We start from the raw sequence: 12,803 nt of genomic DNA, 5'->3' as shown, positions 1-12,803 counted from the left end.
CCTTCTAGGCTGCATGTTCCTGAGTTTGATTGAGGCCAGACATGGTCACGAGTCCGGGAATATCCACTATCAGCGCCACCCGGCCGTCACCGAGAATGGTGGCGCCGGACACCCCGGGCACTTTGGCGTAGTTGTCTTCCAGACTCTTGATCACCACTTGTTGCTGCGCCAGCAACTCATCGACCAGCAGGCCGACTTTTTGGTTGTTGTTGTCCACCACCATCACCAGCCCCTCTTTGACCTCTTTGGCCTGAGCCTGGTGATTGAACTGCTGATAAACGCGGATGACTGGCAGGTACTCGTCTCGCAGGCGGATCACTTCGTGCTCTTCAGACAGCTTGTTGACCTTGCTGCTTTCCACTTGCAGCGACTCATAGATGGAGACCAGCGGCACCACATAAGTATGCTCGCCGACCCTCACCAACTGGCCGTCGAGAATGGCCAGGGTTAAAGGCAAACGAATGGTAAAACGGCTCCCCTTGCCGGGCGTTGAGGCCAGCTCTACACTGCCGCTGAGTGCTTGAATGTTGCGTTTGACCACATCCATACCCACGCCCCGGCCAGAGAGGTCGGAGACGCTGTCGGCGGTAGAAAAGCCGGGTTTAAAGATGAGTTGCTGAATCGCCTCTGTGCTGAGTTCTTCTTCAGCGCCGACCAAGCCTTTATCTCTGGCCTTGGCGAGAATTCTGCCGGTATCCAATCCTGCGCCGTCGTCGGTGATTTCTATGACGATATTGCCGCCTTGATGGAAGGCGTTGAGGGTGATCCTGCCGGTTTCCGGTTTACCTTTGGCGCTGCGCACTGCTGGGCATTCAATGCCGTGATCCAAGGAGTTACGTACCAGATGCACCATGGGGTCGACAATTTTCTCCATCACAGTCTTGTCCAGCTCTGTCTCCTCACCTTTGAGGAGCAGCTCGACTTTCTTGCCCAGCTGCTGACCTATATCGCGTACCAAGCGGGGAAAACGGTTGAAGGCGAAGCTGATAGGCAGCATGCGGATCTGCATCACGCTTTCCTGCAGATCCCGGGTGTGATTGGCCAATTGCTCCAGCCCCTGCTGCAGAGACAGCAGGGCGTTATCGTCAATGCGTTCCTGTTGGCCTATCTGCCCCAACATAGCTTGGGTGATCACCAGCTCACCCACCATATTGATCAGCATGTCTATCTTGTCGGTGCTGACCCGGATAGAACTGGTTTCCGCCGTTTTGGCAACAGCCTTGCCGGACTCCACTTTGGCTGTGGGGGCTGCGACCTGTGTCTCTTGGGAGGCAGGGACAGAAGTCGAGAGGGGGGCTTGTTCCTGCGGTGAGACACCTTCGACAAGCTGTGCCTTGGCGGGTAACTGCTGATAATGGATTTCACAGTCGTCCTCGACCCACTCAAACACCTCTTTTATCCGCTCAAGTGGCGCCTCTGTGTTGAGTTGCAGTTGCCAATACAGACGGCAGGATTCGGGGTCCAGGTCTTCAAACTCTGGCAGTTCCTGCGCTGGCAGGCTGACTTTTAGCTCACCCAGCTCGGCGAGTTCGTTGAACATCAAAATGGGGTCGTTGCCGCATCTGAGAATGTCGGCGCCGGCATGGAAATCTATCTGCCAGCTGAGCCCAATATCTTTTGTTTCAGACTCTTTGGTTTCTGATACTTTGGCTGCTGACTTTTCATTGTTTTGGCAGGCGTTATCCGGCGTGTCTTCGATCCCGGCAACGTTGGACAGCTCCTGATTGAAGCGGTTTTCCAGCTCTTGTTGCTGGGGCGATTCAAAGCTTTGACCTGCCATCAAGGCCTGCAGCATGTTGCGCAGCAGATCCACCGACAAGAGCAACATATCCTGATGATTGGCGGTCATTTCCCGGCGGCCATCACGGATTTTATCCAACAGGGTTTCCAGCAAGTGGGTGAATCCGGCGACCTGGTTGAAACCAAAAGTGGCGCTGCCTCCCTTAATCGAATGGGCGGCACGAAAAATGGTATTTATGGTTTCCGGATCCGGTTGCTGCACGTTCAGTTTCAGCAGCTCAGATTCCATGACCTCCAGGCCTTCGAGGCTTTCTTCAAAGAACACCTGGGTGAATTGGCTCAGATCTATGTCCATATATCCGCTCCTTGCCGGAGGCTAACCCAATACTTTGCGAACCGTGGCCAACAGCTGATCCGGGTTGAAGGGTTTGACTATCCAACCGGTGGCTCCGGCGGCTCGTCCCTGTTGCTTCTTGTCTGTGGTCGACTCTGTGGTCAGCATCAACATGGGCACAAACTTGTAGTTGGGCAGCTCGCGCAAGTTACGTATCAGCTCGATACCATCCATAATTGGCATGTTGACGTCCGATATCACCAGGTCAAACTCTCTGCCTTGGGCTACTTTCAACGCTTCCTCGCCATTGTTGGCTTCGGTCACGTCGAAACCTGCTGTCTTGAGAGTAAAGCTCACCATTTGCCGCATGGAGGCTGAATCATCAACTGCGAGGATTGTCTTCATTGAGCGTTTCCTTTTCAAAATCCGAATCGAGTGTCGGGATCCTGATCCCCAGGCGCGTCAGTTGAGCGATAAAGGTGGGTTGAGCCTGTTGCCATGACAGTTTCAACCCTCGCTTGTCGCAACTCAGAGCAAACAGGTACAGCAACTGGGCGCCGGCAGTATCCACCTTGTGCAACTCACCGGCATCCAGGATCAATTCATCGACCCGATGCAAGAGCTCCAATAGTTTTTGGTAGAGTGGCTGAATATTGCGAATGCTTATTTCTGAACCCAGTGCCAGTGTGTCGATGGACATAGTGCTTCCCTGTTTTCCCAACACACAAAAGATAGTCGGCAAATTTCACTTCTGCCTCTTTTCAAAAGAAAAAATGGTATATGAATGACTAGGCTCTTTAGGGGGTTAGTGAGGCCCTTGATACTGAGTAACCAGAGTGCGAAAGTCGGCCAGCAGTTCATCGTTGCGGATTTGCGGCAGTTGTCCGGGTGTCTGTGATCTGGGCTTGATGGTGGCGTAGCGGCGGCCGTCGGGCGAGATCAGGATCAAAGAGGCGCTGTGATCCACTTGGTAGTCAGGGCCATCGCCGACCAGTGAATACACCAGGCCCAGATCGCGGCTGAAGGGCAGTAATGCCGGGTGCTCGGCTCGCAAACCTATGAACTCGGGATTAAAGAAGGCCAGGTAATCCTTGAGTTTGCTTTGGCTGTCACGCTCAGGGTCGACACTGAGCAGTATCACCTGTATTGGTGCCACTTGTGCCAGTTTCGGGTAGACGGCACTGAGTTTGCCAAGGGTGGTGGGACATACGTCCGGGCAGGAGGTGTAACCGGCGAAAATTAGACTCCATTTCTGTTTTAGCTTGTCATTATCGAATTGATGGCCGTTTTGGTCCTGCAACTCAAAAGGTTGCAGTGGTCTTGGGGTTTCATATTGAAAGCTGGTTTGCAATGCCTGCGGCGGCTGAGACGAAGGTCGGTGAAACAGCTGTACACTGGCCAAACCGCCAAGACCTATGAGCAAAATCCCCGCCACCAAGATGCGTTTCTTCATGATTCAACTCCAGAGGTAATGATCCACCAGCAGGGCAATAAACAGCAGCATCAGCTGATAGATAGAGAAACGGAACACGGCCATCGCCAGCCCGGGACGATCGGCAAACTTGAGTTGCCAGGCCTTGTAGATAAACAGGCAACTGAGAATGGTGGAAGCCAGCAGATAGACGGGGCCACTCAAGCCAACCAAAACCGGCAATAAGCAGGCGATGGCCAGCAGAAGGGTGTAGAGCAGAATACAGGTCTTGGTAAATTCCACCCCGTGAGTCACAGGCAGCATGGGGATATCCACCTTGGCGTACTCTTTTTGACGGTGAATGGCCAAGGCCCAGAAATGAGGCGGAGTCCAGGTGAAAATAATGATCACCAACAGCCAGGCGTGGCCGTGAAAGTCATTGGTTACCGCCGTCCAACCCAGCAGTGGCGGCATGGCACCGGCAAGGCCACCTATCACGATATTTTGGGGGGTTGCCCGCTTTAAATAGGCGGTATAGATAAGGGCGTAGCCAATCAGGCTGGCACAGGTCAACCAGGCGGTGAGTGGATTCACCAGCCAATAGAGTAGGGTAAAGCCCGCCACTCCAAGCAAGACGGCAAAGCTCAAGGCCCGGCTCACGCTCACTCGTCCCTTGGGTAAGGGGCGGTTATAAGTGCGGGCCATCAGGCCATCGATGCGTCGATCGATAAGGTGATTCAAGGCGGCCGCCGAGCCCGCCATCATGGCAATTCCCATTAACCCGGCAAGCAAAGGCTGTAGGGGGACAGCACCGGGCAACGCCAGGCACATACCCACCAGGACGGTGAGTAGCATCAGCGCCACCACCTTGGGTTTGGTCATTTCCAGGTAATCGCGCCAGGAGATCTCTGTGCGGGTCGCGTCCTGGGCTATGGAGAGTAGTTTAGCCATAAACAGTCCCTCTTCAGGCTTTACGCCAAAGCGCATAGTTGATGAATACCAAAGTCAGCAGCAGCAGGGCTGCGCCGCCGTTATGGGCAACCGCCACCGGCAGCGGCAGATGCAGCAATACGTTGGCCAGGCCCAATGACAGCTGTAATCCCAGCACCAAGGTGAGTACCAGAGCCGAGCGTTTCAGCATGCTCGAGTCGGCTCTGCGCCAGAGCATCAATGCCAGGGTGAGTACCACTATCGCGGTCAGCAGGGCACCTATTCGGTGGGCAATATGTATGGTCATCCGGGTGTGATAATCCAATACGCCGAACTCAAAGCTGGGATGCTGCCCCTGAAAAGGAGAGAAGGCATCTGCCAGACGTAGGTTGCTGCTCCAGTCACCTTCGCAGATAGGCAACTCTGTGCAGGCCAGGGCGGCGTAGTTGGAGGAGGTCCAGCCGCCGAGCATAATTTGCAGTACCACAATGGCCAGCGCTACCATGGCCAAAGGCGCCAAGGTGCGGGCTTTGGGATCGCCATCCGGAATTTGCAGCGGCCGGAGCCTGAGATACAGCAGCAACAACAGCGAAAACAGGGTGAATCCCCCGAGCAGGTGAGACATGACCACGACGGGCATCAGTTTCATGGTCACAGTCCACATTCCCAGCAGCGCCTGAAATACTATCAGTGCGGCGATCAGTCCCGGCAGCTTCTTCGGAGTTTCTCTGCCACGCCAACTCTGGATCAAAATAAGTAATACCAGAATCCCCAGTGAACCGGCCACGTATCTGTGGATCATCTCCAGCCAGGCTTTCTTGGGTTCGATTTCTTGTCCCGGAAAGTGGCGTTCGACATGAGCCAATTCATGGGCCTGAGAAGGCACCTTGATATGGCCATAGCAACCGGGCCAGTCGGGGCAGCCAAGGCCGGCATCCGACAGCCGGGTGTAGGCGCCCAACAGGATGACCGTCAGAGTGCAGATCAGGGTCATCTTCAGTAGCAAGTTCAGTTTCATCAGCCCACCCTCGAGAGTTTCAACAGCTTGCGCAGGTCGCTGACCAAGGCCTTGCCCTGCAAGAGTTGGCCATGGTGATCCACTACCCCCGGATAGGCCAACACCCAAGCGCCCAGAGGGTCGACTATCACCAACATCTGCTGCTGTAATGGATTCTCGGCGGTCAGAGGTTTATCCAGAGTGACTCGATGAAAGTCCTTGTTTAGCGGAGCTTCCGTGTCGCTTTCCCGGTTGATGAAAATCAGGGTGTCGACCCTGTCCATCTCGGCGCCCAGCGCCGTATGGCTCTGCTGCAATATGTAGAGTCGTTCCTGGCATAGTTCATCGCAGTTGGCCGGTATCAGGTATAGGACTTGCCAACGGCCGGGAAGCGGGTTGTCTAGCCCAAGTTGTTGATAACCCAGATTAGCCGGCAGCAACTGGCCCTTATTGGTGGCTCCGCCTTGATACAGCTCGAAGCTCAGTACCAGTTTTGCCAGTATCACAGGCAGGGCAAAGGCCAGCAGTAGTATCAAGAGTGGTCTTTGGGTTCGGGAGTTCATCCTGGCTCCTCTTGCTGTAATTGGGCGTTCTGAATTCAGCTCGCCCTATGGTTAGTGTCGATTCAGTTTCCAGCGCCACCAGACAAGCAGTAACAACAGGGCGGCAGCCATGGAAAACCACTGCAGGGCATAACCCAGGTGTTTTTCAGCCGGCATGGGCAATGGCTGCCAGGGTCTTGGCAAGTCCACACCTTCCAGCTGAACCGGCTGCAACACGGCCGGGATCAGTTTGTGCCCAAGCAAGTGCTCGAGCTGCGGCCAGTTGAGATTTTGTATTCGCTTGGGCCAACCGGCTTCGGCCAAGAGCTCCTGGCTCAGTGGGTTACTGCCCTTTTGCCACAATCGGCCTTCGAGGGTGAGGCGTGGCGGTAATGGCAATATCTCTGGCAGTTCACTGCGTTTTTCTGCGGCTGGGATAAACCCCAGCTCCAGCAATAGCCAGGGTTGCTCCGGCTCAACTTGCAGAGGTTGCAGCAACAGGTAGCCTACTCGTCCCTGATACACCTGGTTGTCCAGCAGCAATTGCTTACCGCTCAATACATTGGCGCTCAGCTGCAGTTTCTGCCCTGTGAGTCGGGTGTCTGGGTCTCGCCTCAGCAGAGCTGAAAAGCTGCTTGGCCCCGCATCCGCTCTGGCGGCAATCTCCTGGGCCAATAGTTGCTTTTCTTCAGCGCGCTGCAGTTGCCAGAATCCCAGCTTGACCATGAGTAGAAACAGCCCCAAAGTAAATAACAGTGCAAGGTAACGCCCCCAAGGGATGGGAGAGTGAATGTCAGTCAGTTTTTTCTTTAAAGTCATATTGGTACTGCTACTGCTGTTCATCATTTTCAACCTTGGTCGCGCCCTGTGGATCATGGTGCGCGGCGATTCATCTGTTCCCATGAGCCGTTTTCTTGGCCGCCGGGTGCTGTTTTCGGCGTTGGTGGTTCTTTTGTTGCTGCTGGCATTGGCGCTGGGGATTATTTCCCCTAATCCCCGGCCTTACTAAAGCACATACACAAAAACAAACAGGCATAGCCACACCACATCGACAAAGTGCCAATACCAACTGCCGGCCTGAAAGGCAAAGTGACGCTCAGCGCTGAAGTGCCCCTTTAAAACCCTGAAAAACAGCACCAACAGGAACAGCGTGCCCAGAGTCACATGCATACCGTGGAAACCTGTCAGCAGGAAGAAGGTGTTGCCATAAACGCCGGACTGCAGCGTCAGCCCCAGCTCAGTGTAGGCATGGACATATTCCTCTCCCTGCAAGATTAAAAACGCCAGTCCCAGCAAGATGGTGAGTCCAAGCCAAAGGGTTAAGGCGGTGCGTTTGCCTTTCTCTAACCCCAGGTGGGCAAAATGCAGGGTAATAGAGGAGGTAAGCAGAATAATGGTGTTGAAAAGGGGTAAACCATTCCAACCCATGGCTTGGGTTTCAGTGCCGTCCGGGGTTTTCAGTAAGGGCCAGCCTGCGCTGAATCCAGGCCAGAGCACTTCGTTGGTCATGGCATTGTTGGATGCACCACCCAACCAAGGCACTGCCACCATACGGGCATAGAAGAGGGCGCCGAAAAAGGCCGCAAAGAACATCACCTCAGAGAAGATGAACCAACTCATTCCCTGCCGAAATGACCTGTCCATCTGTGGCGAATAGAGACCACTCATGGATTCATGGATCACGTTTCTGAACCAGCCAATCAGCATGAACAGAATGACAGCAATTCCTGTCAGCAGTACGTAGCTGCCGTGGCCACCGTCAGACTTGAGCTGGGATACATAAGTACCGGCACCATAGGCGATAAGAAAAAGCCCCAATGCGCCGACAATCGGCCAGGCGCTTTGAGCCGGAACATAATAGTGTTCATGTTTACTGGTCATTTCGCTGCTCCTTGCTCCAGGGCATCGGATATCTGTCTATCCGTGATGTCATAGAGGGTGTAAGAGAGGGTCAGAGTGCTGATGGAGTCCGGCAGGTCCGGATCCACGTAAAACACCAGCGGCAGCTCGGCACTGGCATCGGCAGCCAGCGGCTGCTGATTGAAACAGAAGCACTCGGTTTTATTGAAGTAGGCGGCGCCTTGTCCCGGTGAAACGGAAGGGATCGCCTGACCTATCTTGTATTGGTGTGACAGGTTGCGGGCCAGAAAGCGGGTATGGGTCAACTGGCCGGGATGCACCTTGATACGGGTCACTTCCGGCTTGAACTCCCACGGCATTCCCTTGGCCACCTGAGAGATAAACTCCACAGTGACCAAGCGGCTGTTATCCACTTGGGCACTATAAGTGGCGGCGCTGGTGTTGGTCTTGCCATTGATCCCCAACTGCTGACAAAGCACGTCATAGAGCGGCACCAGGGCAAAGCCGAAGCCGAACATGGCTACGGCGCCAAGTAGCAGCAGGCGTACCAGTTTACGGTTGTCGGGGCGGGAGTCTGCCATATCACTTAATCTCCGGCGGAGTGCTGAAGGTGTGATAAGGCGCCGGACTTGGGAGTGTCCACTCAAGTCCTTGGGCACCTTCCCAAGGTTTGGCCGGAGCCTGGGCGCCGCCGCGAATACACTTGATCACCAGTACCAGAAATATCAGCTGTGACAGGCCAAAGGCAAAACCGCCTATGGAGACAATCTGATTGACATCGGCAAACTGCACCGAGTAGTCGGGGATGCGTCTGGGCATACCGGCCAGTCCGAGGAAATGCATCGGGAAGAACAACACATTGACCGAAATGACCGAGCACCAGAAATGCCACTTGGCCAAGGTCTCGCTGTACATATGCCCGGTCCACTTGGGTAGCCAGTAATAGGCGGCGGCCATGATGGAGAAGATGGCACCGGTGACCAGCACATAATGAAAATGGGCAACCACAAAGTAAGTGTCATGGTATTGGAAGTCGGCTGGGGTGATTGCCAACATCAGGCCGGAGAAGCCGCCTATGGTGAAGAGAATAATAAAGGCACAGGCGAACATCATAGGGGCTTCAAAGCTGATGGATCCCCGCCACATGGTGGCAACCCAGTTGAATACCTTGACCCCGGTTGGCACGGCAATCAGCATGGTGCAGTACATAAAGAAGAGTTCGGCAAAGACAGGCATACCTGTGGTGAACATGTGGTGTGCCCACACCAGGAAGGAGAGGATCGCGATGCTGGCAGTGGCGTAGACCATTGAGGCGTAGCCAAACAAAGGTTTGCGACTGAATGCCGGAATGATGGCCGAGATGATGCCGAATGACGGCAAGATCATTATGTACACCTCGGGGTGGCCGAAGAACCAGAAAATATGCTGGAACATCACAGGATCTCCGCCGCCGGCGGCATCGAAGAAGCTGGTGCCGAAGAATTTGTCTGTGAGTACCATGGTCACAGCCCCGGCCAATACCGGCATAACGGCTATCAGAAGGAAGGCGGTGATAAGCCAGGTCCAGACGAACAGGGGCAGCTTCATCCAGTTCATGCCAGGTGCGCGCAGATTCACTATGGTGACTATCACGTTGATCGCCCCCATGATTGAGCTTATCCCCATGATATGTATTGAAAAAACAAACAAGGCTGTGCTGTCTGCGCTATAAGTTGTCGACAATGGCGCATAGAAGGTCCAGCCAAAATTGGGGCCGCCGCCTTCCATAAACAATGAGCTAAGCAGGATTAAGAAGGCGAAGGGTAAAATCCAAAAGCTCCAGTTGTTCATCCTCGGCAGCGCCATATCCGGCGCACCTATCATCATGGGGATCAACCAGTTGGCCAGGCCGGTAAAGGCCGGCATCACGGCACCAAAAACCATGATAAGACCGTGTACTGTGGTCATTTGGTTAAAGAAATTGGGCTCGACCAGTTGCAAACCGGGCTGGAATAATTCAGCACGGATCACCATGGCCATGGCGCCCCCGATTAGGAACATGATGAAGCTGAACCAGAGATAGAGTGTGCCTATATCTTTATGGTTGGTGGTCAGCAACCAGCGCATGATCCCCTTGGGGGCGTGATGATGCTGGTGTTCCTGTTCAGTGACTTCCTGAACACCGGCTTTCGCATCTTGACTGAATGAGTTCATCTTCTTCCCCTACTGCCCGTGGTTATTGACGTCGGCGGCTTGCACTGTGTCGCCTGTGTTATTGCCCCAGGCATTGCGCTCATAGGTCACCACAGCGGCCAGTTCCTTGGCGGTAATCTGTTTGCCGAAGGCTTGCATGGCGGTGCCTGTCTTGCCATGGATCACTATGTCCAGATGGGCTGCTATTGGACCTATAGCAATAGCACTGCCCTTGAGCGCCGGGAACACCCCTTGAAGTCCGGCGCCGTTTGGCTGATGACAGGCGGCGCAGCGCGCCATATAGATCTGTTCGCCAAGCGCCATGGCTTCATCATGGCTCATGGTCTCACTGAGGGCCGCCTGAGCTTCTTCGGCGGCCGTAGCCGCGGCTTGTTTCTGCTTTGCCATCCAGGCGTCGAACTCATCTTCTGCCAGTACCTGCACCACAATCGGCATAAAGCCGTGGTCTTTACCGCAAAGCTCGGCACATTGGCCGCGGTAGATCCCCGGCTTGTCCACCCGGGTCCAGGCTTCGTTGATAAAACCGGGATTGGCGTCTTTTTTGACGGCAAAGGCGGGCACCCACCAGGAGTGGATCACATCATCTGAGGTCATCAGGAATCGGACTTTACGATTGATGGGCAATACCAACGGCTTGTCGACTTCAAGCAGGTAGTGCTCGCCCTTGGCTTCCTGGCCTTCTATCTGGGACCTCGGCGTTGCCAATATGCTGAAGAAGTCGATGTCTTCGCCGAAATAGCTGTAGTGCCATTTCCATTGCGAGCCGGTGATCTTGACCGTCAGGTCGGCATCACTGGGATCCTCCATGGCAATCAGCGTCTTGGTTGCGGGGATTGCCATCAGGATAAGGATTAAGAAGGGGATAAGCGTCCAGGCAATTTCTACCTTGGTACTTTCATGGAATTGGGACGCGACTGCCCCTTTGGATTTTCTATGGTTGATCATGGCGTAGATCATCACGCCGAATACGACCAAACCTATGGCGCAGCAGATATAAAGAATGATCATGTGCAGGTGATACACCTTGCCACTGATCTCAGTTACCCCTTGAGTCATATTCAAGGGCATATCTGCCTGAGCACCTGGAGACAACAAGCTGACGCACAACAAGGTCAGCAAAACACACAGCCATTGCTTCACAAGACATCTCCTCTGTCAATTGCATTCGCAACTACAAAGAAGAGTCACACAGTAAGTCTTTGCTCTATGCAAACTCTTCAGTTCCCAAAAAAGCAACGATGACTTCAAAGTGCGGCGGCGGTTTCACTTAGATCTAGGTATACAGGTGGTAACCACTGTTGCACTTACCGCTGAATATACTCAGCATTTCCGGCGACGGCCTTACTCGCTATAAAGCGAAATGGGACGTTCAACCTACGACGAATTGCATGGAGATAACACAATCGTTGTTCTTACATTACTTGTAGATTAAATATTGATCAAGATCACGATATTTTCTAACTGTATGAAAGAAAAGCGTCTGTTAATCTAGAGGTGAATTCTGCGTGAGGGGCTGACCAGCGCGGCTTTGCGTCGATTTACAAGGAAAGGTATTGCACCCAAAAGGCACAGAATAAAGGCCATCCCAGGAATGGCCTTTATTCATACAATTAATGGATGGAGCGGGTAAGTTCGTTGAGGCGGTTATCCATCTCTTTCGCCTGCCGTCCTGTTTCCAGCACTATTCCCATGGCTCTGGCGTTACGGGCAACCAGCTGCAATCGACGGTTATCACGGGCATCCAGGCTGTTTATCCAACTGATCACTGCACTGGAGGTGCCGTTGGTCAAGGCTCTTTCCGTTGCCCACAGGGCTTCGATTTCATCCTTGGTGCGCACCAAGAGAACTCTATCCATTCTGACACCGGCCCTTGCTAAGGTTTCCTTGTAACCTATGTTGGCAGGGGCGTTAATCAAGACTATCCAGCGTCCCTGTTGACTCAATTGCGCCAATTGAGGGCAGAGGCGTAATAATTCCTGACGTCCCTGGCTATGGCTGGCCAAGCTGGAGATGCCGGTATGTTGCCAAGGCTGATTGCCGGCAATACTGGTGTCTGTCCACAGGCCTGGGTGTCTTGGGGCGTTGCCCGTCATTATGCTCATAGCCAGTCTCCATTGCGTATTATGCCTACCGCCAGTCCTTCAATGGTCAATGGCTGGAAAGTCAGGTCGACTTTGATTGGGGAGTAAGCCTCGTTCTCGGCATGTAGATAAACCACATTACCTTTCTTTTCAAAACGCTTCACTGTTACATCGTCTTCAACCCTGGCCACCACGACTTGACCGTTACGGGCTTCTTGTACCTTGTGAACCGCCAGGAGATCACCTTCGAGAATGCCTATGTTCTTCATGCTGTCGCCGCGTACCCGCAGTAGGAAGTCGGCGCAGGGATGGAACATGCCAGGGTCGACCTGGTAATACTGCTCAACATGCTCCTGTGCCAGTATGGGTTCCCCGGCAGCGACCTGGCCTATTAAGGGCAGACCTGCTTCTGACTCCGCTTGTTCATCATGTGACAAGCGAATACCACGAGAGGTGCCTGGCATGATCTCAATACAGCCTTTCTTTGCCAGTGCCTTGAGGTGTTCCTCTGCGGCATTGGCACTCTTGAAGCCTAACCGGGTAGCAATTTCAGCCCGGGTTGGCGGCATGCCGGTGTCGGCTATATTGCGTTTAATCAATTCCAGAATCTGTGCCTGGCGCGGTGTCAGTGGTCTCATGGTGATTCCTGTTTTTTCATACAGTACCTGTCAGTATATACAGTATTTTGATCAGCGCAAGTATTAACCAAAATTGA

Annotated in this window: 14 protein-coding genes and 1 pseudogene; 1 reads left to right on the top strand and 14 read right to left on the bottom strand. The window is 53.7% G+C overall.

Annotation, left to right across the window (positions count from 1 at the left end):
• Positions 1-4 precede the first annotated feature (4 nt).
• The 8 genes from SIL79_RS06810 to SIL79_RS06775 form a co-directional block, all read right to left on the bottom strand.
• Positions 5-2,095: a chemotaxis protein CheA gene (locus tag SIL79_RS06810; protein ID WP_162207153.1), complete on the bottom strand. Its 2,091-nt coding sequence runs from the start codon at positions 2,093-2,095 to the stop codon at positions 5-7.
• Positions 2,096-2,116: 21 nt separating this feature from the next.
• Positions 2,117-2,479, bottom strand: a complete 363-nt coding sequence (locus SIL79_RS06805) for a response regulator (RefSeq protein ID WP_025010825.1) — start codon at positions 2,477-2,479, stop codon at positions 2,117-2,119.
• A complete protein-coding gene (locus tag SIL79_RS06800; RefSeq protein WP_028780840.1) occupies positions 2,457-2,774 on the bottom strand; it encodes an STAS domain-containing protein in 318 nt (105 codons plus the stop codon). The genes SIL79_RS06805 and SIL79_RS06800 overlap by 23 nt, the downstream gene beginning before the upstream one ends.
• A gap of 105 nt (positions 2,775-2,879) precedes the next feature.
• Positions 2,880-3,527, bottom strand: a complete 648-nt coding sequence (locus SIL79_RS06795) for an SCO family protein (protein ID WP_162207152.1) — start codon at positions 3,525-3,527, stop codon at positions 2,880-2,882.
• Positions 3,528-3,530: 3 nt separating this feature from the next.
• On the bottom strand, positions 3,531-4,436 hold the full coding sequence (gene cyoE, locus SIL79_RS06790) for a heme o synthase (RefSeq protein ID WP_039035326.1): 906 nt from the start codon (positions 4,434-4,436) through the stop codon (positions 3,531-3,533).
• 13 nt (positions 4,437-4,449) lie between these two features.
• Positions 4,450-5,433 carry a COX15/CtaA family protein gene (locus tag SIL79_RS06785; protein WP_233962973.1) on the bottom strand — a complete coding sequence of 328 codons (984 nt, stop codon included), beginning with the start codon at positions 5,431-5,433 and terminating at the stop codon, positions 4,450-4,452.
• Positions 5,433-5,975 carry a hypothetical protein gene (locus tag SIL79_RS06780; RefSeq protein WP_071475733.1) on the bottom strand — a complete coding sequence of 181 codons (543 nt, stop codon included), beginning with the start codon at positions 5,973-5,975 and terminating at the stop codon, positions 5,433-5,435. Before SIL79_RS06780 ends, SIL79_RS06785 begins: the two co-directional genes overlap by 1 nt.
• Positions 5,976-6,026: 51 nt before the next feature.
• Positions 6,027-6,773 carry an SURF1 family protein gene (locus SIL79_RS06775; protein WP_101096270.1) on the bottom strand — a complete coding sequence of 249 codons (747 nt, stop codon included), beginning with the start codon at positions 6,771-6,773 and terminating at the stop codon, positions 6,027-6,029.
• On the opposite strand from SIL79_RS06775, the gene SIL79_RS06770 reads away from it, so the two are divergent.
• The gene (locus tag SIL79_RS06770; RefSeq protein ID WP_025010819.1) at positions 6,745-6,963 is read left to right on the top strand and encodes a DUF2909 family protein; all 219 of its coding nucleotides are present in this window, start codon (positions 6,745-6,747) and stop codon (positions 6,961-6,963) included. The genes SIL79_RS06775 and SIL79_RS06770 overlap by 29 nt on opposite strands.
• On the opposite strand, the gene SIL79_RS06765 is transcribed toward SIL79_RS06770, so the two are convergent.
• The 6 genes and pseudogenes from SIL79_RS06765 to lexA form a co-directional block, all read right to left on the bottom strand.
• Positions 6,960-7,835 (bottom strand): cytochrome c oxidase subunit 3, encoded by an 876-nt coding sequence (locus SIL79_RS06765; protein WP_162207150.1) that lies wholly within the window; start codon positions 7,833-7,835, stop codon positions 6,960-6,962. The two genes, SIL79_RS06770 and SIL79_RS06765, sit on opposite strands and share 4 nt — an antisense overlap.
• Entirely contained in the window at positions 7,832-8,395 is a 564-nt protein-coding gene (locus SIL79_RS06760; RefSeq protein WP_028780846.1) for a cytochrome c oxidase assembly protein, read from the bottom strand. The genes SIL79_RS06765 and SIL79_RS06760 overlap by 4 nt, the downstream gene beginning before the upstream one ends.
• Before the next feature lies 1 nt (position 8,396).
• The gene (ctaD, locus tag SIL79_RS06755; RefSeq protein WP_039035330.1) at positions 8,397-10,007 is read right to left on the bottom strand and encodes a cytochrome c oxidase subunit I; all 1,611 of its coding nucleotides are present in this window, start codon (positions 10,005-10,007) and stop codon (positions 8,397-8,399) included.
• 18 nt (positions 10,008-10,025) lie between these two features.
• Positions 10,026-11,147 (bottom strand): annotated as a pseudogene (coxB, locus tag SIL79_RS06750) (cytochrome c oxidase subunit II); the annotation flags it as partial.
• Between the two features lie 470 nt (positions 11,148-11,617).
• On the bottom strand, positions 11,618-12,109 hold the full coding sequence (locus tag SIL79_RS06745) for a cell division inhibitor SulA (RefSeq protein ID WP_052248213.1): 492 nt from the start codon (positions 12,107-12,109) through the stop codon (positions 11,618-11,620).
• Positions 12,106-12,726, bottom strand: coding sequence for a transcriptional repressor LexA (gene lexA, locus SIL79_RS06740; RefSeq protein WP_039035332.1), 621 nt, complete (start codon positions 12,724-12,726; stop codon positions 12,106-12,108). The genes SIL79_RS06745 and lexA overlap by 4 nt, the downstream gene beginning before the upstream one ends.
• Positions 12,727-12,803 lie beyond the last annotated feature (77 nt).

The sequence above is a fragment of the Shewanella indica genome, assembly GCF_033842865.1.
Taxonomy (GTDB): domain Bacteria; phylum Pseudomonadota; class Gammaproteobacteria; order Enterobacterales; family Shewanellaceae; genus Shewanella; species Shewanella indica.
The sequence above is the reverse complement of the archived record's forward strand: the minus strand, read 5'-3'. Positions and strand labels throughout refer to the sequence as shown.

What these genes read in the sequence shown, in the direction of transcription:
- SIL79_RS06810 (WP_162207153.1), bottom strand. Translation starts at nt 2,095, where the DNA reads ATGGACATAGATCTGAGCCAATTCACCCAGGTGTTCTTTGAAGAAAGC.
- SIL79_RS06805 (WP_025010825.1), bottom strand. Translation starts at nt 2,479, where the DNA reads ATGAAGACAATCCTCGCAGTTGATGATTCAGCCTCCATGCGGCAAATG.
- SIL79_RS06800 (WP_028780840.1), bottom strand. Translation starts at nt 2,774, where the DNA reads ATGTCCATCGACACACTGGCACTGGGTTCAGAAATAAGCATTCGCAAT.
- SIL79_RS06795 (WP_162207152.1), bottom strand. Translation starts at nt 3,527, where the DNA reads ATGAAGAAACGCATCTTGGTGGCGGGGATTTTGCTCATAGGTCTTGGC.
- cyoE (WP_039035326.1), bottom strand. Translation starts at nt 4,436, where the DNA reads ATGGCTAAACTACTCTCCATAGCCCAGGACGCGACCCGCACAGAGATC.
- SIL79_RS06785 (WP_233962973.1), bottom strand. Translation starts at nt 5,433, where the DNA reads ATGAAACTGAACTTGCTACTGAAGATGACCCTGATCTGCACTCTGACG.
- SIL79_RS06780 (WP_071475733.1), bottom strand. Translation starts at nt 5,975, where the DNA reads ATGAACTCCCGAACCCAAAGACCACTCTTGATACTACTGCTGGCCTTT.
- SIL79_RS06770 (WP_025010819.1), top strand. Translation starts at nt 6,745, where the DNA reads ATGTCAGTCAGTTTTTTCTTTAAAGTCATATTGGTACTGCTACTGCTG.
- SIL79_RS06775 (WP_101096270.1), bottom strand. Translation starts at nt 6,773, where the DNA reads ATGACTTTAAAGAAAAAACTGACTGACATTCACTCTCCCATCCCTTGG.
- SIL79_RS06765 (WP_162207150.1), bottom strand. Translation starts at nt 7,835, where the DNA reads ATGACCAGTAAACATGAACACTATTATGTTCCGGCTCAAAGCGCCTGG.
- SIL79_RS06760 (WP_028780846.1), bottom strand. Translation starts at nt 8,395, where the DNA reads ATGGCAGACTCCCGCCCCGACAACCGTAAACTGGTACGCCTGCTGCTA.
- ctaD (WP_039035330.1), bottom strand. Translation starts at nt 10,007, where the DNA reads ATGAACTCATTCAGTCAAGATGCGAAAGCCGGTGTTCAGGAAGTCACT.
- SIL79_RS06745 (WP_052248213.1), bottom strand. Translation starts at nt 12,109, where the DNA reads ATGAGCATAATGACGGGCAACGCCCCAAGACACCCAGGCCTGTGGACA.
- lexA (WP_039035332.1), bottom strand. Translation starts at nt 12,726, where the DNA reads ATGAGACCACTGACACCGCGCCAGGCACAGATTCTGGAATTGATTAAA.